This is a genomic window from Pantoea sp. PNT03 (assembly GCF_014852515.1).
Classification (GTDB): Bacteria; Pseudomonadota; Gammaproteobacteria; order Enterobacterales; family Enterobacteriaceae; genus Pantoea; species Pantoea leporis.
In genome coordinates this window covers 90086-111270 of the sequence record NZ_JACVBT010000006.1, presented here as the reverse complement: position 1 = coordinate 111270, position 21185 = coordinate 90086, and the positions used below count along the sequence as shown (strand labels likewise).

Genomic DNA, 21185 nt, shown 5'->3' with positions numbered 1-21185 from the left:
TTAAAAATCAAACAAGTAGTGATTCACCAGATTCTCCAGCTGTTCCTGGCGTCCACTACGATGCTGTGGATTAAATTGCTGTTGCTGCGCCTGTTCCGCCAGCGCGGCAAGGGAAAATTCTCCCTTCAGGATCTGCTGCCCGAACTCGCCGTTCCAGCCGCTATAGCGCTGCGCCACACGCTTATCCAGCTCGCCATCCGCCACCATGCGTGCCGCGACTTTCAACGCCAGCGCCATGGTATCCATCGCGCCGATATGGCCGTAGAACAGGTCATATTTATCGGTGCTCTGGCGGCGGACTTTGGCATCAAAGTTTAAGCCGCCGGTGGTAAATCCGCCCGCTTTGATAATTTCGTACAGCACCAGCGCATTCTCTTCGACGCTGACCGGGAACTGGTCGGTATCCCAGCCACACTGCATATCGCCACGGTTAGCATCCACCGAGCCGAAAATGCCCAGCGCGATGGCCGTTGCGATCTCATGATGGAAAGAGTGACCCGCCAGCGTCGCATGGTTGGCTTCCACATTCACTTTGATCTCTTTCTCCAGCCCGAACTGCTTCAGGAAGCCATAAACTGTCGCGACATCATAGTCATACTGATGTTTCGTCGGCTCCTGTGGCTTGGGTTCAATCAGCAACATGCCGTGGAAACCGATCTTATGTTTGTGCTCCACCACCATCTGCATAAACCGGCCAATCTGCTCGCGCTCCTGACGCAGGTCGGTATTCAGCAGGGTTTCATACCCTTCACGCCCGCCCCACAGCACATAGTTCTCGCCGCCCAGGGTTTGCGTGGCCTGCATGGCGCTGCACACCTGGCTGGCGGCCCAGGCAAAAATTTCCGGATCCGGATTGGTCGCCGCACCCGCACCGTAACGCGGATGGGTAAAGCAATTGGCAGTCCCCCACAGCAGTTTCACGCCGGTTTCCTGCTGTTTTTCCAGTAATTTATCGGTCATCACCGAGAAGTTTTCACGATAGCTTTTCAGCGAATCGCCTTCCGGTGAGACATCCACATCGTGGAAGCAGTAATAAGGCACATTCAGTTTATGGAAGAACTCAAAGGCGACATCGGCCTTTTGCTTCGCCAGCTCAAGCGCATCACCCGGCTTCTGCCACGGACGATCAAACGCGCCAACGCCAAACATATCCGCGCCGTTCCAGCAGAAGGTATGCCAGTAACAGGCTGCAAAGCGCAGATGCTCCGCCATGGTTTTACCGAGAATCACCTCGTCCGGGTTGTAATGACGAAACGCCAGAGGATTGCGGGTATTACTCCCTTCATAACGAACGCGATCAAGCTGGTCGAAATAGGCGTGCATAGTTAGCTCCTTAGCATGAGGACCCGAATGGTCAGCTTTGAGCGGTTATTGTGATGATGTAATTTACTGCTGCTCAATTACGATATTTAACACTCAACGTAAGATAATTATTATTTGTGCGCCAGCTCGCAAAATAATGTCGTTATTTTCATTCAGCCTCTCTCACGTCATTTTTTCTGAAAGCGTTGAAATATCGATCGCGCTCATAAAATCGCAAATAAACCAAAAAACGTAATAGCCGGATAAAAATCAGTAATTGATGTCATCTGAAACTCAGGGCAACAATTCATCGGCCTGGTTATCAGCCTTACAACGACAAAAGCCTCAACCTACAGGATTAATACTATGAACATGAAAAAATCACTGTTGGCCGCCTGCGCGGCTCTGGCCCTGTTTAGTCACGCGGGTAGCGCTAAAGAAGTCAAAATCGGTATGGCTATTGATGATTTACGTCTGGAACGCTGGCAAAAAGATCGCGATATCTTTGTTAAACAAGCCGAATCACTGGGCGCCAAAGTGTTTGTGCAATCGGCCAACGGCAACGAAGAAACGCAGATGTCGCAAATTGAAAATATGATTAATCGCGGCGTCGATGTATTGGTCATCATTCCTTATAACGGCCAGGTTTTAAGTAACGTGGTGGCGGAAGCGAAACGTGAAGGCATTAAAGTGTTGGCGTATGACCGCATGATAAATAACGCCGATATTGATTTTTATATCTCATTCGATAATGAGAAAGTGGGCGAATTACAGGCCGAAAGTATTGTGAAGCAAGTACCAAAAGGTAATTACTTCCTGATGGGTGGCTCGCCGGTGGATAATAACGCGCGCCTGTTCCGTGCCGGTCAGATGAAAGTGTTAAAACCTTATATTGATAATGGCAGCATTAAAGTGGTCGGCGATCAGTGGGTTGATGCGTGGCTGCCGGAAAATGCGCTGAAAATAATGGAGAACGCCTTAACCGCAAACAGCAACCACATTGATGCCGTTGTGGCGTCGAATGATGCCACCGCAGGCGGTGCGATTCAGGCATTAAGCGCGCAGGGACTTTCCGGCAAAGTCGCGATCTCCGGCCAGGATGCCGATCTCGCCGCCATCAAACGCATTATGAACGGCACGCAAACCATGACGGTTTACAAACCCATCACCGAACTGGCGACTGAAGCAGCCAAAATCGCGGTGGAACTCGGTGACGACAAACAACCCGCCAGCAACAGCAAGCTGAATAATGGCCTGAAAGATGTGCCATCGCGCCTGCTGAATCCTATTCCGGTGAACAAAGACAACATTGAAAGCACGGTAGTCAAAGACGGCTTCCACAAGCAGAGCGAACTCTGAGGCGCGAGCCCGTAAAGGAGAGAGGCCGATGTTGCTGGAAATGAACCATATCACCAAGCGTTTCGGCGCGGTGAAAGCCCTGGATGACGTGAGCCTGCAGCTGGAAGCCGGTGAAGTGATGTCGCTGTGCGGCGAAAACGGCTCGGGGAAATCGACCCTGATGAAGATCCTGTGCGGGCTGTATCCGCACGGTGACTTTGAAGGCAGTATCCATTTTGCGGGCGACGAGATTCAGGCGCAGACCATTCGTGATACCGAACGCAAAGGGATCGTGATCATCCATCAAGAGCTGGCGCTGGTGCGGCAGCTGACGGTGATGGAGAACATTTTCCTCGGCGCAGAGCTGGGACGTTTCGGCATGGTGGATGACGAAACCATGACGTTGCGTTGCCAGCAGCTGCTGGAGCGGGTCAAGCTGCAGGTATCGCCGGATACGCGCGTCGGCGAACTGGGATTAGGCCAGCAACAGCTGGTGGAGATTGCACGCGCCTTGAATAAACAGGTGCGCCTGCTGATCCTCGACGAACCGACCTCTTCGCTCACCGAACAGGAAACGGAGGTGCTGCTTAGCATCATCAAAAACCTGCGCGAACATGGCATCGCCTGCATCTACATTTCGCACAAACTCAACGAGGTAAAAGCGATTTCGGACACCGTCTGCGTGATCCGCGACGGTCAGCATATCGCGACCCGCGCGGCCGCCGGGCTGAGTGAGGATGACATCATCACCATGATGGTCGGGCGCGAGCTGACGGCGCTCTATCCGCATAGCCCACACGAGATTGGCGAAACCCTGTTGCAGGTAGAGAACCTCACGGCGTGGCATCCCATCAACCGCCATATCCGCCGGGTGGATAACGTCTCTTTTAGCCTGAAGCGCGGCGAAATTCTTGGCATTGCCGGGCTGGTTGGTGCCGGGCGAACCGAAACCGTGCAGTGTCTGTTTGGCGTTTGGCCGGGACGCTGGCAGGGCGATATTCATATCAACGGCAAGAAAGTCCGTATCAAGGACTGCCGCGCCGCCATCGCGCACGGCATCGCGATGGTGCCGGAAGATCGCAAAAAGGATGGCATCGTGCCGCTAATGGGCGTGGGCAAAAACATTACGCTGGCCGCGCTGGACCAATTTAGCCCCCGGCTTTCGCTGCTGGATGACGCGCAGGAACAACAGGCAATTAATCAGGCCATTACGCGATTGCGGGTGAAAACCTCGTCGGCGGAACTGCCGATTGGTCGCCTGAGCGGCGGCAATCAACAGAAAGCGATCCTCGCTAAATGCCTGCTGCTCAATCCAAAAATCTTAATTCTTGATGAGCCTACACGCGGCATTGATGTGGGCGCGCGCCAGGAAATCTATCTGCTGATCAATTCGCTAGTGCAGCAAGGGATTGCCGTGATTGTCATTTCGTCTGAGCTGCCCGAAGTGCTGGGCCTGAGCGATCGGGTTTTGGTGATGCATGAAGGCAAAATCAAAGCCGATCTGATTAACGATAACCTGACTCAGGAGCAGGTGATGGAAGCCGCCCTGCGGAGTGAACACTATGTTTAAGACCGAAAGTACGCAACGCGGCCTCACTACGCCGGGTAAAGGTGCGCCAGGTAAATTCTCGCTGCCAAATCTGCAGGTGCTGGTGATGCTGGGTGCGATTGTGCTAATCGCCCTGTTCTTCACCTGGACCACCGACGGTGCCTGGCTCAGCGCACGTAATGTTTCCAACCTGCTGCGCCAGACCGCCATCACCGGCATTCTTGCGGTCGGCATGGTGTTCGTCATTATCTCTGCGGAGATCGATCTCTCGGTGGGTTCGATGATGGGGTTGCTCGGCGGTGCTGCAGCTATCTTTGACGTCTGGCTCGGTTGGCCGTTACCGCTCACCATCGTCGTGACTTTGGTGATGGGTTTGCTGCTCGGCACCTGGAACGGCTGGTGGGTGGCTTATCGCAAAGTTCCGTCGTTTATTGTCACGCTGGCGGGGATGCTGGCGTTTCGCGGCATTCTGGTCGGCATCACCGATGGCACCACGGTAGCGCCTACCAGCCCGGCGATGTCGCAGATTGGCCAAAGCTATCTGCCTGGCGGGATCGGATTTGGCTTCGGCTTTGCTGGCCTGGCGCTGTTTATCCTCTGGCAATGGCGCTTGCGTCTGCGTCGCCAACAGCTTGGTCTGGCGCAAACTTCCGTCAGCGGTGCGCTGGTGCGACAGGTCGTCACCGCCATTCTGGTACTGGGCGCGATCTGGCTGCTCAACGATTATCGCGGCGTGCCAACGCCGGTCTTGCTGCTGGCGCTGCTGCTGCTCGGCGGCATGTTTATGGCGACGCGCACGGCCTTTGGTCGCCGGATTTATGCCATCGGTGGCAACCTGGATGCCGCGCGCCTTTCCGGCATTAATGTGGCCCGCACCAAGCTGGCGGTTTTCGCCATCAATGGCGTGATGGTGGCGATTGCTGGCCTGATCCTGAGCTCACGCCTTGGCGCGGGTTCGCCTTCGGCAGGCAACATTGCCGAGCTGGATGCCATCGCCGCCTGTGTGATTGGCGGCACCAGCCTGGCGGGCGGTGTTGGTTCGGTGGCGGGCGCGGTCATCGGCGCATTTATCATGGCGTCGCTGGATAACGGCATGAGCATGATGGATGTCCCGACCTTTTGGCAGTACATCGTCAAGGGCGCCATCCTGCTGCTGGCAGTGTGGATGGATACCGCGACGCGCCGCCGGGTGTAATCGCGTGGGGGATCACAATGTGGCGCAAATTCTTTCTGCTGTCCGTCGTGCCATGCTATGCAAGGTGCTGTCGATTTAGGAGAGTGCGCCACGATGCATGAGAAACGCTTTCGCATTACGTTGCTGTTCAACGCCAATAAGGTCTATGACCGCCAGGTGGTTGAGGGCGTCGGTGAGTATTTACAGGCATCACAAACGGATTGGGACATTTTCATTGAAGAGGATTTTCGTTGCCGCATCGACAATATCCGTGAATGGCTGGGCGACGGGGTTATCGCGGATTACGACGATCCCTCGATTGAAAAACTGCTGGCGAACGTGTCGGTGCCGATAGTTGGCGTTGGCGGATCGTACCATCAGCCGCAGGACTATCCGCCGGTGCATTACATCGCCACCGACAACGCCGCGCTGGTCGAGAGCGCCTTTTTGCATTTGAAAGAGAAAGGCGTGAACCGCTTTGCATTCTATGGCTTGCCCGCAGCCAGCGGCAAACGCTGGGCGCAAGAGCGTGAACATGCGTTTCGCCAGCTGGTGGCGCGCGAGCGTTATCAAGGCGTGGTCTATCAGGGCATGGAAACCGCGCCGGAAAACTGGCAGCACGCTCAAAACCGTCTGGCTGACTGGCTGCAAACCCTGCCGCAGCAAACCGGCATCATCGCCGTCACCGATGCCCGTGCGCGCCATCTGCTGCAGGCCTGTGAATACCTCAAAATTCCGGTGCCGGAGAAGCTCACGGTGATCGGGATTGATAACGAGGAACTGACGCGTTATCTGTCGCGCGTGGCGCTCTCGTCCGTGGCGCAGGGTTCACGCCAGATGGGTTATCAGGCGGCAAAACTGCTGCATCGCCTGCTGGATAATCAGCCTCTGCAACTGCAACGAATTCTGGTTCCACCGGTGAAAGTTATTGCGCGCCGCTCCACCGATTTCCGCTCCTTGCACGATCCCGCAGTGATTCAGGCGATGCATTACATCCGCTTTAACGCCTGCAAAGGTATTAAGGTTGAACAGGTGCTGGATGCCATCGGCATCTCGCGATCGAATCTGGAAAAACGCTTCCGCGATGAAACCGGCGACACCATTCACGCCATGATTCACCGCGAAAAACTGGAGAAAGCGCGCGAGCTGCTGGCGTGTTCTTCGCTGAGCATCAATGAGATCTCACAAATGTGTGGTTACCCGTCGCTGCAATATTTCTATTCGGTGTTTAAAAAGAGTTACGCCAATACGCCGAAGGAGTATCGGCAGCTTCACGGTGAAAACGTGCTGTGACGCACGGCTGAGATCAAGAATTCCGCCGCGATTGTCGCTATACTCCTGCGGCATCTTCAAAGGAAGATCGTCGTCTCCGGTGAGGCGGCCGGATTTCAAATCCGGTTGGGGCCGCCAGCGGTCCTGGGCAGGTTCGACTCCTGTGATCTTCCGCCACTACACTTCCGCACCCTTCCGAGATTATTTTTAATTACCTTTAAAAACAATATAGTTACTAAAATCTTCGTCCGCATAAGTCCTACCGCATCTGCCAGAATCCACGACAAATGTGTATAGTTATGCGTATATAATTTTTATACACACTTTAGACTTATACACATGGCCCTCACAGACATACAAATTCGACGCGCAAAACCTCAAGAAAAGCCTTACACCCTTAGCGACGGCCTCGGGTTGGCTTTACTCATTAACCCGGATGGCAGCAAAGGCTGGCGCTTTCGCTATCGCTTCAACGACAAAGCAAAGCTGATGTCGTTTGGCTCATATAGCCTCGTGTCGCTTGCTGAGGCGAGAGAGAAGCGTGATGTAGCGCGCAAGCAGGTAGCTAATGGCATTGATCCAGTAAAGGAGCGTAAAGCTCAAAAGCTGGCGCTTAAAATCTCCACTGAGAATTCTTTCGAAGCCATAAGCCGTGAATGGCACACGAATAAGGCTGATCGTTGGACGGTGGCTTATCGCGAGGAGATCATCAAAACTTTCGAGCAAGATGTATTCCCCTTCATCGGTAATCGCCCTATTTCGGAAATTAAGCCGCTGGAATTGCTTGAGGTGCTTCGCCGTATTGAAAAACGCGGGGCATTAGAGAAAACGCGTAAGGTGCGGCAGCGCTGTGGTGAGGTGTTTCGTTATGCCATCATTACCGGTAGAGCTGAGTACAATCCAGCGCCTGATTTGGCTGTTGCGCTGTCCGTTCCTAAACAAAAGAACCATCCATATTTATCAGCGGAAGAGTTGCACCATTTTGTCCGCGATCTTGAAGCGTATACCGGCAGTATCATTACTAAGAATGCGACAAAGATTGTCATGTTGACGGGCGTAAGGACTCAGGAGATGCGCTTTGCAACTTGGGAAGAGGTAGATCTAGAAAAAGGGATATGGGAAATTCCAGCAGAACGGATGAAAATGCGTAGGCCTCATATGATTCCGCTATCAACGCATGTAATTGATCTTTTTAAACAGCTCAGACCTATTACTGGTCATTATCCTTATATTTTTATTGGTAGAAATAATCGTAGTAAACCAATCTCAAAGGAGAGCGTTTCCCAAGTTATCGAGCTACTCGGTTACAAAGGCCGAGCTACTGGTCACGGCTTTCGACATACTATGTCGACAATTTTGCATGAGCAAGGCTTTGACAGTGCCTGGATTGAAATGCAATTAGCTCACGTTGATAAAAATACTATTCGCTCTATTTACAATCATGCTACATATGAGGTAAATAGAAGAGATATGTTGCAATGGTATGCGGATTTTATATTAGGAGGTTTTTAAAGCATGCGCGAATTTATTGACTACATATTTAATAACAAAGAATGGATCTTTTCCGGGATTGGAGTCACGATTTTATTACTCCTTGCTAGATTTCTCTTCCCATCTAAAGGCAGCGGCGTCAAAAAGAACAAACAAAAATCGACCACATTTACTATTGGTGGAAACAATAAATCCAAAACAAATCAAAAAAATGACCAGTAGTAATTCTCAAACATCAAAAATTACTGTTGTAGGGAAAGACAATGAAACCACTGTTAATCAATTTAACATCTCAATTTTCTCAAGTAACCCGTCATCGATAACTGATGACCTTAAAAGAGAGATAAGAGGGGTATTAGAAGAGGAGTTCATCAAATCAGAACTTAGAGTTTTTTTATGTTACCCAAACAAAGATAAAGACCAGGATAGCACACTATGCATTCAGCATTTAAAAAGTGAACTGGAAAACATTAATGCTGTAATTTTTGAAGGCGGAGGGAAGCAGAACTTACCAGATACAGAAAGTGTATACACGCACATAGCAGAATTGGATTTTATAAAAAGAAATTGCGATACGATAGTAATTTTTGCACTGGATGAGCTAACATTGTCTCAAATAACGCTAATAAGTTACTATAAAATAACAAAAGAAGTCAAATTCCCTGACCTCATAGTTATCTACAATGATGAAATTCAACAACTCGATAGATTTTTCTCTTTGGGTGTATTTCAATATTGCGATGACAACAATATTAAAATATTCAACATGAATGAGTTGCAAGAACAAAAAATTGAAATTCTATTACGAAGAATTAAGAACAAAAAATTAATTTCTAAAGATAGGGGATTGTTAGGAGGGTAAATGACTATTTCAATAAACTTTCGCCTTTTGTTATGGGCAACATCAATTATACAACCTGCAAATGCCAATGAAATATTGAGCTATTTAAAGTTGGTTTTAAAAGACGATGATGCGCTTCCTGATGAGGCTTCAATAAAAAAATATTTAAAAGAACTCAGGGAGATTGGTTATTTAGAATTAACATCTGTTAAAGGAGAGCTTTATTCGATAACTCCTATCGGTGATGAAAAACTTACAGCCAATTTGAGACAGCTTAGAGATAAACTACGCATTTTTATGCTTGACAAATGTTACAAATATTCTAAATTAATGTTGCTAGCCTCTACTGATACAAAGAATATGGGCGGCGATTCGCCGTCTTTACAGTTAAGGCATGATTTAAAAGAGGTTCCGCACCCAGGCCTGTCTTGGGCGTCCGGGACCTTGCCCAGCCGCCCAAGACAGGCCTGGGTGCGGATCTTTGAGCAATTACAAATTGGTTCAATGTCCAGTAGTCAGGCTAGCAATCTTAAAGATGATTCACAAAATCCACCTTCTTCTTTTTCGTTTACACCTGCACCAACCTTCTATTCTTATAAATCACTAAATAACCCATTATTCGAAGAAAATGGTGTTCTCACTATCGCATCATGCCTTGGGCTTACACCACGATTAATAAGCTCGATGATTAAAAATCAAGAAAAATATTATCGTGAGTTTGATTTATCAAAAAAAAGCGGTGGGATTAGAAAAATCTCAGCTCCACGTAAGTTTATGAAAGTGACTCAATATTGGTTAAATGACTATTTGCTTAATAGGCTAAAAGTTCATTCAGCATGTTTTTCATATAGAAAAGGAGTGAGTATACATGACAATGCTCTTCAGCATGTCGATAAAAAATTCGTAGCTAACATAGATATTGAAAATTATTTCGGATCGATTAATAAGACGATGATTAAATCGTGCCTTCTTCGTAATAATTTCTCAGAGCATTTAGTTAACACTATTGCTGGACTAACTACTCTTTACGGTACGTTACCGCAAGGGGCTCCAACAAGCCCTAATATTTCAAATGCAATATTATATGAATTCGACCAAACTATGGCCAATCAGGCTATGGTAAGAAAATGTGTATATACACGTTATTCTGATGATATAACTATTAGTGGAGATTCCAAAAGCGCTGTTAAGGAATTAATTAATCTTGCTAGGCTAAAAATATCCTCGCTGGGATTTAACCTCAATGATCACAAATTCAGATTGTTATCCTATAACAATAGGCAACTGGTAACAGGGGTATTAATCAATGGCGCACTACGCCCTCCAAGAAAATATCGTAGAAAAGTTAGAGCGATTTTTGATAAAGCACTTAAAACCAATGACACCAGCCTTTTGACAATAAATACTCTGAAAGGCCACTTCAACTATTTATCCACATTCAAAGAGTACGGTTTTAAATTTGAAGAAGAAAAATATCTTTCTATAATTAATTACCTTCAAAAAAAATAAATGAAAAAAATTGCCGCTATTTTGCGGCATTTTATCAATATTTCATCCTGTAAGTCTCCGCTAAAGTTTTAATTTTACTTAACACTTCAAACAAAAAATCAATCAGAGCCATGACTAAAACCCGCTGCGCGCTCTCGTACCCCCGCCACGCCTGCCCGCTTTATGAAGTGGTTTTCATGCACCTGCATGACCGGGCTGATGCCGCGCCGCTGCCGGGTTGATATGCCGTTATTAGGTGCCTGAGACTCATGCGTTTTCATGCGGCATAGACATGCACGCGCAAACTGTTGAGTGCCGGGCACAAAAAAGCCCGGCGCGGGACCGGTCATCTCATGGGTTTTACTCTGTTTCGGGTCAGATAAGTTTCTTCTTTTTGCAATCTGCTTTCGCGCTGCCCACCGGCGTGATCCCGGTCAGGCTCAGCACGTCGTCGCGGAACATCAGCCCGCCGTATTTTCTTCCGGTTTCGGCAAAACGCTGCATTACAAAGCCGTCAAAGAGCGTATCGGCGTCATTGACTCCCTCCATCACGCCCGGCATGTATTCACTGCCGGTGCGCCTGAACTGGCGGTATTTCATGTTCAGCAGGCTGAACAGCTCCGCGCCGTGCAACCCCAGAAAATCGCCCAGCAGCTCGTCCACGCGCTCGTCGGTAATGCTCTCATGACTGAGCACATAGGCTTTTGCCTTGCTCCCGGTGACATGAGCCAGCTGCGGCAGCTGCTTTTCCTTTTCGCCGGTCAGGCTCTCAAGCTCGCGCGCGGTTTCCTCCTGTTCAAGGTAGGCGGCGCGCAGCTTTTTCATTTCCGCCGTAACGGTGCCGCTGTTCTGATCCAGCAGTTCTCGAAAGCGTGCCCGTCCCGCCTCAGCCTCCCGTTCGGCCTCGCTGCGGCGCTCACGCAGGGTGCTCACGGTACCGGCTGCGGCGGTTTCGCTGTCGCGGGCCTCCATCCAGCCATTGAGCCTGCTCATCAGGTCGGCGACACGCAGACGCCAGCCAGGGGAAAGGCGTGTGACGAGCTCTGCGGTGGTCTTTTCCGCCTCCGCTGCGGGCAGTTTCGTGAGCCAGCCCGCCTCGCGCAGCGTCTGGTTTCCGGTGTGCATGGCGGCGGCAATGCGCGCGCCGGTCGCGTTAACTGCGGTGTCTGTCATTGACGTACTCATATTCTCTCCTGTTCAGGGCTGTGCGTGCCGGTCGCGGCGGATGCAGGCGTCGCCGTAGCGGCCCAGCGTCTGCGGCTGTCGCGCCGCGCTCAGCGTTGCCGCTGCGGGTTCTGACTCCGCAGGCTTCTGCGGCTTCATGATGATTTTCTCGACGCTCTCCAGCGCGGTGAACGTGCATGAGCAGTCAAGGTTGGTGCACTGATACCAGGTGCGCTTGACGGTCGCTGACTCGTAGGCGCTGGTGCGGGTATGTGCGGTAGTTCCGCACTCCGGGCATTTGAGGGCCATCACGCTCCCTCCTGCGGAAGCCGGTTCTGGCGCTGCGCAAAGCGCAGGTGCTGTGCGGGGGTGTAGCTCCCCTCACAGTCGCGAAGCATACCGGCTTCCGGGGCAAGGCCCGCTTCCGCGAGCACGTCCTTGTATGCTGCTGCCACCGCCGGGCGCGTACGCTGCACCTCACGGGCCACGGCACTGCGCAGCAGCCTGGCGGCCACCTCCAGCCCGCCGGGGCCGTTCAGGAACGGGGCCAGCGCGGAGGTGAGCGCCGGGCCGTGTTCACCCATAAAGTCGCTGAGTGCGTCCTCCGTGCAGGCTTCCAGCACAATCCGCTGTGCGTACACGCCCTCACGGGCGGCGCAGTTAATCTGCCAGTCCAGCACCGCGATGCGCTCGCGCAGCAGAGGTGCACGCTCACTGTAATCAGCCGTTTTTTCGCCAGCCGTGAGCAGTGTATTAAGTGCCGTTTCAGCCTCCTGACGCTCACTGACGTGAGCCTGCCACTGGCTGCGGGCGGCGCGCAACTGGTCAAGCGCCTGCGCGGGGGTGGTTGCGACGGTCATTGTGCCTGCTCCTTCTGCGCCATTTTGCGTCGGGCCAGAATTTTGTGGCGCGCTGCGAGAGAGGGGCTGTTTCTGTAGTCATCATGTGCGCCGCGCGCAGGGAAAGTTCCCGCGAGCTTAAACACGTCGTCTTCCGGCAGGGCGTCTCGCACCAATGCCGGGTCAGTGATGTTCCGGGCGATAAAATTCTTCAGCACCGTCTCCGGGTCGTTCACGCTGTCAACCTCACCAATCCCGGCGCTGGCCTGACGCCCCAGCGTGATTTTCAGCAGGCTCAGCGTCTGAATAAGCTGCTGGCCGTGCGCGTCTATAAACATCTGCCAGAGCTGCCTGGCACGAAGATTCACCAGGTCGCTGTGCGCAGTGATATAAGCGAGTGCAAGGTCGCCGGTTTCCCACGGCAGGGACTCACTCTCCTGCGCGTGCAGGGTCAGCAGGGCGTCAAACTCTTCAAGCGACTCGCGGTCGAGCGCAACCTCCGCGCGCAGCTTCTTCATCTCCGGCGTCATCACGCCGCCGTTCTCACGGAACAGCCTGCGCCATTCGTCATTCTGAGCGGTCGCATTCGCCTCGGTATCACGGCGGCGCTGGCGGATGATGTCTCCCTGAGAGGCGGCGGCCTCCTGCTTAGTACGTGCGTCCAGCCATGCGGCTTTGGTGGCGGTGACTTTATCCAGCGCGGTCTGGGTGCTGGCGGGTAAGTCGGTTGTGCGGGTCATGTATGCTCCTGTCGGGTCGGTTGGGATAAGTCAATTGTGCCGGGGCTGGCACAGGCGCTGCCACCGGGCGGCGTTGTATGACGGACCAGACAAAAGCTTTTTTTCTGGCGAGCCAGGAAAAGGCCTCACGAAAGCCTGTTAACAGCTTTCAGTTTTATATAAATCCTTCACTATTCTTCACCTTAAAAAAAAGATAATAAATACAGTTAATTAAATGGTGAACAGTTGAAAAACAATCCTTCACCCTCTGTTCACCACTCTTCACCTCAGGAATTTTTTTGACGAAACCCTTTATGGAATAAATAAGAATTAAAATTATTTTATTTATAACTATAAGTTACTGGAGAAAACCGCCTCAGCACTCTTTGGTACTCATTAAGACTATTCATGTACACCTGTCGTTTATGTGGTTTTTGTGGCGTCAGCCAGACAAATTTATCCTGTTGTCACCGGCGGAAATATTCGCAGAATAAATAGCTACCCGGTGCCGGACGTATCTGTCTGGTGCTTAAAGGACACACTGAGAGGTAGCTATGCACACCGTTTTATCCGCACCATCTTCCGCCCCGGCGGTCCCGGTTATGCCGGTATATTCACCCGTTCAGGAACGCTTTATGCGCCTGCCGGAAGTTATCCACGTGAGCGGCCTGTCCCGTTCAACCATCTACGACCTCATCAGCCGCAGCGCCTTCCCGGCACAGGTATCGCTGGGAGGTAAAAACGTGGCCTGGCTGGCAAGCGAGGTCAGCGCCTGGATGAACGAACGTATCGCCGCGCGCGGTCAGGAGCGTGCAGCATGATCAGGCTGAACATTGAGGGCACAACTCATCACCTGTCCGTGGAAGACGCGAAGCAGCTGGCGCTGGCCATTGCCGCTGAGGTGGACATGCCCGGTCAGCCGCAGCGCTTTCGCGGCACGGGCACCAGCTTCCGCATTTCGCGAAGCGAATCGGCCCACTCAGACCCGCAGGCATTTTCCCGCGACGGCATCACCCTCACCGACTGCTGAGGTATTTATGCCACTTTCTTCTTTCACTCCCGGCTTGCGCGCCGGGGGCTTTCCCTGGTACAGTATTTTCGCTGTCGCAAAATCGGCAGCCGGGCGTAGGAACCCGTGCGAAACAAAGGCGACACCAGACGCGCCATGCGTCTTTTTTTGTGTCTGTGCCCTGATGCACCCATTTTTCGGGCAGCGGTTCTGTTTCCGCTGCGCCTTCTGCGTAATGGTGGCCCGGGCGGGGCAGCCTTCGGGCTGGCCGGTTTCCTTTGTTGCCGGTATTCCTACCCCCGTCCGGGTTACCACCCTTGAGCGTAGGAACTCTGGTGGTAGCTGTAACAAGCTAACAAAGGAGTTTGCCCCTATGGCTACGGTCCTTATTTCCCCATACCCTCAGTTCGTCTTTGTTTTTGCTGCCGTGCGCCGCTGTCAGCGCAATTCCCGTATTCAGATGCTGCGCGCAACCGCTACCAACGAGCGCGCCGCACGCCAGATGCTTGCCCGCGACTACGTGCTGTCCTTTGCCTGCCGCCTGCCGGTTGTAGAGGTGCGCGCATGAGCCAGATTACGATTTCCCCGGATGACCTGACGCGCCTTGAGCACCTGCGCAACGCCGGGCGCTTTGTCAGCGAAATGACCGCTTTCCAGGAATGCCATGAGCTGCCGCAGCCTGCGCAGCGCGCGCAGCTAGCCTCGCTGGTGTTTATTATCACCGAGCAGCTCGACGGCGTGCTGAGCCGCTGCCACGACAGCTGGATGAATGACGAGGTGACGCCATGAAAATCCGCACCCTTTCCCCCGAGCTGCACGCCGCGCTGGCCCGTCGCGCGGTGGCCTGCGCCTGGCTCACCCTGTGTGATGAGCAGCAGCGCTACCCCGCCCTGACGCTGGCGCGACTTGAGCGCGCCATTGAAACCGAGCTGGAAGGATTCTACCTGCGCCAGCATGGGCGCCTGCGCGGTCAGGAAATTGCCTGCGCCCTGCTGGACGACCTGCTGGCCGCCGGCCCCCTCAAGAGCGCGCCGGGGCTGAGCTTCTTAGGTCAGGTGGTGATGGACGAGCTGAGCGGGCGCATTCACGACGCGCCGCTGCTGCACTGAGGGACAACAAGATGAAAATGACAGTATCAGACGCGGCGAAGGCCGCGCAGGGGCAGTGGCCCCGCATCCTGCCCGCGCTGGGCGTAAAGGTGGTGAAGAACCGCCACATGCCCTGCCCGGTGTGCGGCGGGACCGACCGTTTCCGCTTTGACGATAAGGAGGGGCGCGGTACGTGGCTCTGCAACCAGTGCGGGGCCGGTGACGGCATGGACCTGGTGAAAAAGGCGCTCAGCATAAACGTGACCGAGGCCGCCGAGCGCGTTAATGCCCTGACCGGCAACCTGCCCCCGGTGAACGAGGCCGCTATCATCCACGCTGAAGCGGAAGACAGCGGGGCCGCCCGCGCTGCCGCTGCCACGCTCGCACAGCAGCTGTTCAGCTCCGCGCATGAAACCAGCGGTAACGCCTACCTGTCCCGCAAGGGCTGGCCGGAGCATCCCTGCCTGACGCTTGCGAAGCCGCACAAAGTCGCCCTGACGACCTACAGTCCCGGCGATATTGTCGTGCCCCTGCGCGACATGACCGGCGCGCTCGTTAACGTGCAGCTGATTAGCGCGGAGGGCATCAAGCGCACGCTGAAGGGCGGTCAGGTAAAAAGTGCCTGCCACGTTCTCAGCAGCGATAAGCCAGCCAGGCGCATCTGGCTCGCGGAGGGCTACGCAACCGGCCTGACGGTGCACAACCTGACAGGAGACGCGGTATGGATTGCGCTGTCGTCCGTGAACCTTCTTTCTCTGGCTGGCCTCGCCCGTGAAAAACACCCCTCGCTGCAGCTGGTGATTGCCGCCGACCGCGACCTGAATGGCGACGGCCAGCGCAAGGCAGCACAGGCCGCCGCAGCCTGTAACGGAGCCGTGGCCCTGCCGCCGGTGTTCGGCGACTGGAACGACGCGTATACGCAGCACGGCGAGGCCGCGACCCGGCAGGCGCTGTCAGAGGCCGCCGCGCCGCCCGCTGTCAGCCCCTTTGACGTGATGAGCGAGGCGGAATTTTCCGCCATGAGCGCCAGCGAAAAAGCCGAGCGCGTGGCGGAACATTATCACCGTGCGCTGGCCGTGGATGCCAGCGGGGAAATCCTGTCGAGCTATAAAGCGGGCGCGTGGAAGGTTATTTCCGGTAAGCAGTTTGAGCGCGACGTGGCAAAGCTGTTCCAGCGCCTGCGAGCTCCGTTCTCGGCGGGCAAGATTTCCGGCGTGGTGGAAACCCTGAAGCTGATGCTGCCACAGCAGGCCGACCCGGCGCGCCGCCTGATTGGCTTTCGCAACGGCGTGCTCGATACAAAAAGCGGCTTATTCAGCCCGCACCGGCGTGAAAACTGGCTGCGCACCGTCAGCGACGTGGACTACACAAGCCCCGTTGAAGGAGAAACGCTGCAAAGCCACGCTCCGAGCTTCTGGCAGTGGCTGGACCGTGCCGCCGGGCGCTGCGCGGAGAAGCGCAACATCATTCTCGCCGCGCTGTTTATGGTGCTGGCGAACCGATACGACTGGCAGCTGTTTCTGGAGGTCACCGGCCCCGGCGGCAGCGGCAAAAGCATAATGGCAGAAATCGCCACCATGCTGGCCGGTGCGGATAACGCAGTGTCAGCCTCCATCGAAACGCTGGAATCATCCCGTGAGCGCGCTGCGGTGATTGGCTACTCGCTGATAAGGCTGCCCGACCAGGAGAAGTGGAGCGGCGACGGCGCTGGCCTCAAGGCCATTACCGGCGGTGATGCTGTGTCCGTCGATCCGAAATATCGGGACGCCTACTCAACGCATATCCCGGCGGTAATACTGGCGGTAAATAATAACCCGATGCGCTTCACTGACCGCAGCGGCGGCGTATCACGCCGCCGGGTAATCCTGCACTTTCCTGAAATCATCCCGCCGAACGAGCGTGATCCGCAACTGAAGGAAAAAATTAGCAGCGAGCTGGCCGTTATCGTACGCCAGCTGATGCAGCAGTTCAGCAAGCCGCAGGACGCCAGAGCGCTTCTTCAGTCACAGCAGAACTCAGATGAAGCCATGCGCATCAAACGCGACGCCGATCCAATGGTGGATTTCTGCGGCTACCTGTTCACTACGCCAGAGCCGAATGCACTCTATATGGGAAATGCCAGCATCAGGCCGCTCCAGCCTAAGCGCTACCTTTATCACGCCTATCTGGCCTACATGGAGGCCAACGGCTACAAGAACCCGCTCAGCATGAAGATGTTTGGCCTGTCGCTTGAGAGCATCATGAGGGAGTACGGGCATCAATATCTGAAGCGGCGCACAAAGTCAGGGATTCAAACGAACCTCGATCTCACGGAAGAAAGCAGCAGCGACTGGCTGCCAAAGTGTGATGATCCCACCGCGATGTGACTAACCAGAACCGGCGAAAGCCGGTTTTTTTACAGCTATTCATCATCAAAGATGAAGAATTTACCGCATGCAACACTCATCAGTCACCACTCAACCCATTGAAATTTAAAATTAAATTTTGATGGTGAACAATGTGAAGGATTTACTATAAAATCATTTTTTCTTGTCTAAACCAGCCGTATTTAGTATCTCTATCATTGACTAATAGTAATAATATTTTTCTTAGAGCCTAATTTTAACATGGATTATCCTCATGGTAGATGGTGATAAAATGGAAAACGCTGTCGGTATAAAAATTGATTATTTGAAAAACAGGGATAATCCAGAGCAGGTTTTTTCTGCTATGGCTTTATATATTTCCGCATATAAACAATATGGCCAACTTATAGCCCAAGCTTCGAATGATAATATTGAATATGAATTACGCTTACAAGATATTGAGAGAGGTTCTATAAAAGTATTGCTTGGATCTATTGGAAATGGATTTGGCTCTTTTATAACTAAAATGTCTTCTGACCTTATGAATGACATAGTTGAAATTGAGGAAATAATCCTCCCAGAACAAGTCGATGATTTGGCAAAGAAGCAAGAGAGGAGAATGGAGGAAAATACTGGAAATATTTCTTTTTATATAAACAGGGTTGAATTTGCTAAGGTTCTAAAAAACCTATCTGCTGCTAACGAGCTACTCTACAAGGATGAAAAAGCGGAAATTGAAAGCATTAACCCTAATGATAACAACATTGTACATATTAATACAAGAATGAGATTCTTGGGCGATCCAGATACAATGTTCAATATAAAAAACCCAATGTTTTATCACGGAAGAGATTGCTTAGACATTATAAAACCAGTTAATTTTGGAGACTCACAGTGGCAAGTTAGAAGCAGAACTACCAATAGAACATTTATGGCTTCAATAATGCATAAAGAGTGGTTACGAGCATACCAAAATGGTGAAATCCCTTTAATTACAGCAAGATACTGCATGATTGCTAAAATTTACTACGAAGTAGATCAAAAAAATAAAAAATCTCCAGTTAAAAATGCATTAATTATTGAAGTATTGAAAGTGGTACCTAGTACTGAGGATCAAGATGCCTTACTCTAGCCACATTAAGTCATTAATGGCTTCGTATCTATTCATTTTAATGCCATTTACTACACTAATAATCGTAAAAGTTATTGATGGAAAGTGGTTAGATGTCCTGTTGGCAAGTGATTGGTCAATTGTCAGCTTCATAATTTTCGGCCAATCATTAATGTCTTTATCGTCAGCATTAATTTCGAGTTCAAGTAATAAAAAAAGAGAGGGTTGGGAATTACATACAGCAAAGATATTTATTACTGGAATAGCCCCAAGCCTTATAATATATATATTTATGATCAAAACACCCACGCTAACATTAGGTATTTTTCAAATAATTCTTTTTATTTATGCTTCTTATCGCTTCTTTGTAGATGGATTGACAGTGAAAAGACTTTCTTAAATCAAGAAAAAAATTGAAGCAGGCTAAACATGTATATAAATATGTATAGTAAAGGGGGGTTAGTGGATAAAAACATAATAAAAACATATCATTGCGCAATGATATCGACTCCTGTGATCTTCCGCCACTTTTTTGTTTCATTCAGCTAACTCAACAACCCCGCCCCCACATTCACCGACAATCCCAAAATCGCCAGATTGAATACAAACGAAATCACCGACTGTAATAGAGCGATTTGCCGCATATCCGTGGTGCCCGTTGCCACATCGGCGGTTTGCGAAGCTACCGCGATGGTGAAAGAGAAGTAGAGGAAATCCCAGTATCCCGGCTGCTCGGGCTTTTCAGGAAAGATCATCGGCGTGACATCCTTGCTGCGCCGCAGATAGTGATGATGCGCGTAATGCATGGCGAATGACGTCGGAAGCAGCGCCCAGGAAACCACCAAGGTTGCCGCGGTCAGCAGCAGATGCAGCACGCGTGGCGTTCCCGTTAGGCTCTTCAGCGTGGTGAGTTCCATCAGAATCGCCAGAATGCTGACCAGGCAGGTGAGCGTCACCATACTCAACACCAGCGTCGCGCTTTCATCCTCGATTTTCGCAATATGCGGAATGTCTTTGGCCTCGGTGCCTAACATGCGCAGCCACAGAAATGCGAGATAGAGCCATGCCAGCACGTTCCAGCCAATCAGCAGACGCTGCAACATGCCCAGATGCGCAGGCAGGAAGAAATAACAGGCCACGCCAGCGACAATCGAAATCAACAAACGCAGGCGCGCACGAAGATAATGCATCAGAGAAAGGCTCATGGTGTCAGAGGCTTAGTGAAGGAAGGTGGATAGGTTAACTGTAGACGCTGATAAAGAGGTTGTAATTGCGGAGCACCCCAACCGTTTACCAAATCTGCTGCGCTGCAGTTGATAAAATAATCGCCAATCGACTAATGAGCTTCATTGCGTCTCTCTGGCATACTGTGCACCAGATCCTAAAAGAGCGGAGGCGACATGTCAGAGGAGCAATCCACACCATCACCAGCAGGCGAATTTGTCATGTTTGCGAGCGGCGATGGGAAAGTGCGGGTTGAATGTCGCTTTGAAAACGAAACTCTGTGGCTTTCTCAGGCCATGATATGTGAGCTGTTTGATAAAGCGAAAGCGACCATCAGTGGGCATATCAAAAACATCTTCGAAGAGGGTGAATTGCTGGAAAATTCAGTTGTTCGGTTTTACCGAACAACTGCCAGCGATGGAAAAAATTATCAGGTTCAATACTTTAGCCTGCCAATGATTCTCGCCATAGGTTATCGCGTCCGCTCTGCACGCGGTACTCAGTTCCGCCAATGGGCAACGCAAACCCTGCAAGAATATTTGGTCAAGGGCTTCGTGATGGACGACGAGCGGCTGAGAAATCCGCCGGTTGGTTCATCCGCAGTACCTGACTATTTCGATGAGATGCTGGAGCGTATTCGCGACATTCGCGCCAGTGAGCGTCGGATGTATTTACGCGTTCGCGAGATTTTTGCCTTAGCGGCTGACTATCAACCTTCCCTCAAAGAGACCACGCAGTTTTTTCAAACCATTCAGAACAAATTGCACTTTGCCTGTACCGGTTATACCGCTGCCGAGCTGATTCATTTGCGCGCCAACGCCAGCCAATCTCATATGGGTTTGACCAGTTTCAAAGGTGAAGAGGTGCGCAGAAGCGATGTCACCGTGGCTAAAAATTATCTGGTTCAGGACGAAGTGAGCGAGCTTAATCGCGTGGTCACGATGTGGCTGGATTTCGCAGAAGATCAAGCGCGCCGCCGCCAGCAGATTTTTCTTCGCGATTGGCAGAGCAAACTCGATCAATTTTTGCAGTTTAACGATCGCGATGTGCTGCAAGGTGCAGGTTCAATCAGTAAGAAAATGGCCGATGAAAAAGCGCAGGCTGAATACGGTCAATTCGCCGAGCAACAGCGTCGTTTAAAAGAGGCAGAAGGTGAAAACAACATTGCCGGTCTGCTGCAGTGGCAGACAATCCCTAAGAAATCGAAATGATCGCCGCTGGGCCGCATCCC

The 21185-nt window shown here is 51.8% G+C and carries 21 protein-coding genes and 1 tRNA gene; 16 read left to right on the top strand and 6 right to left on the bottom strand.

All coding sequences use genetic code 11. The features are described 5' to 3' along the window. Positions 1-1323: a xylose isomerase gene (gene xylA, locus IB226_RS20240; RefSeq protein ID WP_192236834.1), complete on the bottom strand. Its 1323-nt coding sequence runs from the start codon at positions 1321-1323 to the stop codon at positions 1-3. A 345-nt stretch (positions 1324-1668) separates the two neighbouring features. Between xylA and xylF the strand changes: the two genes are divergently transcribed. The 8 genes from xylF (at position 1669) to IB226_RS20200 (ending at position 10476) form a co-directional block, all read left to right on the top strand. After that, positions 1669-2661: a D-xylose ABC transporter substrate-binding protein gene (xylF, locus tag IB226_RS20235; protein WP_101763858.1), complete on the top strand. Its 993-nt coding sequence runs from the start codon at positions 1669-1671 to the stop codon at positions 2659-2661. 28 nt (positions 2662-2689) lie between these two features. Then, positions 2690-4210, top strand: coding sequence for a xylose ABC transporter ATP-binding protein (locus IB226_RS20230; RefSeq protein WP_192236833.1), 1521 nt, complete (start codon positions 2690-2692; stop codon positions 4208-4210). Next, positions 4203-5384 carry a xylose ABC transporter permease XylH gene (xylH, locus tag IB226_RS20225; RefSeq protein WP_192236832.1) on the top strand — a complete coding sequence of 394 codons (1182 nt, stop codon included), beginning with the start codon at positions 4203-4205 and terminating at the stop codon, positions 5382-5384. The genes IB226_RS20230 and xylH overlap by 8 nt, the downstream gene beginning before the upstream one ends. A 93-nt stretch (positions 5385-5477) precedes the next feature. Further along, complete coding sequence (gene xylR, locus IB226_RS20220) at positions 5478-6656, top strand: D-xylose utilization transcriptional activator XylR (protein WP_061719296.1); 1179 nt, start codon at positions 5478-5480, stop codon at positions 6654-6656. Between the two features lie 61 nt (positions 6657-6717). Further along, positions 6718-6812 (top strand) — tRNA-Sec (locus tag IB226_RS20215). A gap of 162 nt (positions 6813-6974) precedes the next feature. After that, entirely contained in the window at positions 6975-8147 is a 1173-nt protein-coding gene (locus IB226_RS20210; RefSeq protein WP_192236831.1) for an integrase arm-type DNA-binding domain-containing protein, read from the top strand. A 16-nt stretch (positions 8148-8163) separates the two neighbouring features. Beyond that, positions 8164-8988 carry a hypothetical protein gene (locus IB226_RS20205; RefSeq protein WP_192236830.1) on the top strand — a complete coding sequence of 275 codons (825 nt, stop codon included), beginning with the start codon at positions 8164-8166 and terminating at the stop codon, positions 8986-8988. After that, a complete protein-coding gene (locus IB226_RS20200; RefSeq protein WP_192236829.1) occupies positions 8989-10476 on the top strand; it encodes a reverse transcriptase domain-containing protein in 1488 nt (495 codons plus the stop codon). It begins immediately after the preceding gene. A gap of 354 nt (positions 10477-10830) precedes the next feature. Here IB226_RS20200 and IB226_RS20195 read toward each other — a convergent pair whose 3' ends face one another. From IB226_RS20195 to IB226_RS20180, 4 genes are read right to left on the bottom strand one after another with little or no spacing between them, the layout of a single operon-like run. After that, positions 10831-11640 carry a hypothetical protein gene (locus tag IB226_RS20195; protein ID WP_192236828.1) on the bottom strand — a complete coding sequence of 270 codons (810 nt, stop codon included), beginning with the start codon at positions 11638-11640 and terminating at the stop codon, positions 10831-10833. A gap of 12 nt (positions 11641-11652) precedes the next feature. After that, positions 11653-11928, bottom strand: coding sequence for an ogr/Delta-like zinc finger family protein (locus IB226_RS20190; protein WP_192236904.1), 276 nt, complete (start codon positions 11926-11928; stop codon positions 11653-11655). After that, positions 11928-12479 (bottom strand): phage polarity suppression protein, encoded by a 552-nt coding sequence (locus tag IB226_RS20185; protein ID WP_192236827.1) that lies wholly within the window; start codon positions 12477-12479, stop codon positions 11928-11930. The genes IB226_RS20190 and IB226_RS20185 overlap by 1 nt, the downstream gene beginning before the upstream one ends. Next, a complete protein-coding gene (locus tag IB226_RS20180) occupies positions 12476-13198 on the bottom strand; it encodes a septation initiation protein (RefSeq protein WP_192236826.1) in 723 nt (240 codons plus the stop codon). Before IB226_RS20180 ends, IB226_RS20185 begins: the two co-directional genes overlap by 4 nt. A 533-nt stretch (positions 13199-13731) precedes the next feature. On the opposite strand from IB226_RS20180, the gene IB226_RS20175 reads away from it, so the two are divergent. The 7 genes from IB226_RS20175 to IB226_RS20145 all read left to right on the top strand — a co-directional run bounded on the left by IB226_RS20175 (position 13732) and on the right by IB226_RS20145 (position 18751). Further along, positions 13732-13998 carry an AlpA family transcriptional regulator gene (locus IB226_RS20175; protein ID WP_192236825.1) on the top strand — a complete coding sequence of 89 codons (267 nt, stop codon included), beginning with the start codon at positions 13732-13734 and terminating at the stop codon, positions 13996-13998. After that, positions 13995-14207, top strand: a complete 213-nt coding sequence (locus IB226_RS20170) for a hypothetical protein (RefSeq protein ID WP_192236824.1) — start codon at positions 13995-13997, stop codon at positions 14205-14207. The genes IB226_RS20175 and IB226_RS20170 overlap by 4 nt, the downstream gene beginning before the upstream one ends. 7 nt (positions 14208-14214) lie before the next feature. After that, positions 14215-14754 (top strand): host cell division inhibitor Icd-like protein, encoded by a 540-nt coding sequence (locus IB226_RS20165; RefSeq protein ID WP_192236823.1) that lies wholly within the window; start codon positions 14215-14217, stop codon positions 14752-14754. After that, positions 14751-14975, top strand: a complete 225-nt coding sequence (locus IB226_RS20160; RefSeq protein WP_192236822.1) for a hypothetical protein — start codon at positions 14751-14753, stop codon at positions 14973-14975. Before IB226_RS20165 ends, IB226_RS20160 begins: the two co-directional genes overlap by 4 nt. Beyond that, the gene (locus IB226_RS20155; RefSeq protein WP_192236821.1) at positions 14972-15295 is read left to right on the top strand and encodes a DUF5375 domain-containing protein; all 324 of its coding nucleotides are present in this window, start codon (positions 14972-14974) and stop codon (positions 15293-15295) included. Before IB226_RS20160 ends, IB226_RS20155 begins: the two co-directional genes overlap by 4 nt. An 11-nt stretch (positions 15296-15306) precedes the next feature. After that, entirely contained in the window at positions 15307-17640 is a 2334-nt protein-coding gene (locus tag IB226_RS20150; RefSeq protein WP_192236820.1) for a phage/plasmid primase, P4 family, read from the top strand. Between the two features lie 253 nt (positions 17641-17893). Then, entirely contained in the window at positions 17894-18751 is an 858-nt protein-coding gene (locus tag IB226_RS20145) for a hypothetical protein (protein WP_192236819.1), read from the top strand. Between the two features lie 524 nt (positions 18752-19275). Here IB226_RS20145 and IB226_RS20140 read toward each other — a convergent pair. After that, the gene (locus IB226_RS20140; RefSeq protein WP_101763861.1) at positions 19276-19935 is read right to left on the bottom strand and encodes a DUF1345 domain-containing protein; all 660 of its coding nucleotides are present in this window, start codon (positions 19933-19935) and stop codon (positions 19276-19278) included. 195 nt (positions 19936-20130) lie between these two features. Between IB226_RS20140 and IB226_RS20135 the strand changes: the two genes are divergently transcribed. Continuing rightward, on the top strand, positions 20131-21165 hold the full coding sequence (locus IB226_RS20135; protein ID WP_192236818.1) for a virulence RhuM family protein: 1035 nt from the start codon (positions 20131-20133) through the stop codon (positions 21163-21165). Positions 21166-21185 lie beyond the last annotated feature (20 nt).

Bases quoted from the DNA above. Each gene is read 5' to 3' on its own strand.
- xylA (WP_192236834.1), bottom strand. From the start codon at position 1,323: ATGCACGCCTATTTCGACCAGCTTGATCGCGTTCGTTATGAAGGGAGT.
- xylF (WP_101763858.1), top strand. From the start codon at position 1,669: ATGAACATGAAAAAATCACTGTTGGCCGCCTGCGCGGCTCTGGCCCTG.
- IB226_RS20230 (WP_192236833.1), top strand. From the start codon at position 2,690: ATGTTGCTGGAAATGAACCATATCACCAAGCGTTTCGGCGCGGTGAAA.
- xylH (WP_192236832.1), top strand. From the start codon at position 4,203: ATGTTTAAGACCGAAAGTACGCAACGCGGCCTCACTACGCCGGGTAAA.
- xylR (WP_061719296.1), top strand. From the start codon at position 5,478: ATGCATGAGAAACGCTTTCGCATTACGTTGCTGTTCAACGCCAATAAG.
- IB226_RS20210 (WP_192236831.1), top strand. From the start codon at position 6,975: ATGGCCCTCACAGACATACAAATTCGACGCGCAAAACCTCAAGAAAAG.
- IB226_RS20200 (WP_192236829.1), top strand. From the start codon at position 8,989: ATGACTATTTCAATAAACTTTCGCCTTTTGTTATGGGCAACATCAATT.
- IB226_RS20195 (WP_192236828.1), bottom strand. From the start codon at position 11,640: ATGAGTACGTCAATGACAGACACCGCAGTTAACGCGACCGGCGCGCGC.
- IB226_RS20190 (WP_192236904.1), bottom strand. From the start codon at position 11,928: ATGGCCCTCAAATGCCCGGAGTGCGGAACTACCGCACATACCCGCACC.
- IB226_RS20185 (WP_192236827.1), bottom strand. From the start codon at position 12,479: ATGACCGTCGCAACCACCCCCGCGCAGGCGCTTGACCAGTTGCGCGCC.
- IB226_RS20180 (WP_192236826.1), bottom strand. From the start codon at position 13,198: ATGACCCGCACAACCGACTTACCCGCCAGCACCCAGACCGCGCTGGAT.
- IB226_RS20175 (WP_192236825.1), top strand. From the start codon at position 13,732: ATGCACACCGTTTTATCCGCACCATCTTCCGCCCCGGCGGTCCCGGTT.
- IB226_RS20170 (WP_192236824.1), top strand. From the start codon at position 13,995: ATGATCAGGCTGAACATTGAGGGCACAACTCATCACCTGTCCGTGGAA.
- IB226_RS20165 (WP_192236823.1), top strand. From the start codon at position 14,215: ATGCCACTTTCTTCTTTCACTCCCGGCTTGCGCGCCGGGGGCTTTCCC.
- IB226_RS20160 (WP_192236822.1), top strand. From the start codon at position 14,751: ATGAGCCAGATTACGATTTCCCCGGATGACCTGACGCGCCTTGAGCAC.
- IB226_RS20155 (WP_192236821.1), top strand. From the start codon at position 14,972: ATGAAAATCCGCACCCTTTCCCCCGAGCTGCACGCCGCGCTGGCCCGT.
- IB226_RS20150 (WP_192236820.1), top strand. From the start codon at position 15,307: ATGAAAATGACAGTATCAGACGCGGCGAAGGCCGCGCAGGGGCAGTGG.
- IB226_RS20145 (WP_192236819.1), top strand. From the start codon at position 17,894: ATGGTAGATGGTGATAAAATGGAAAACGCTGTCGGTATAAAAATTGAT.
- IB226_RS20140 (WP_101763861.1), bottom strand. From the start codon at position 19,935: ATGAGCCTTTCTCTGATGCATTATCTTCGTGCGCGCCTGCGTTTGTTG.
- IB226_RS20135 (WP_192236818.1), top strand. From the start codon at position 20,131: ATGTCAGAGGAGCAATCCACACCATCACCAGCAGGCGAATTTGTCATG.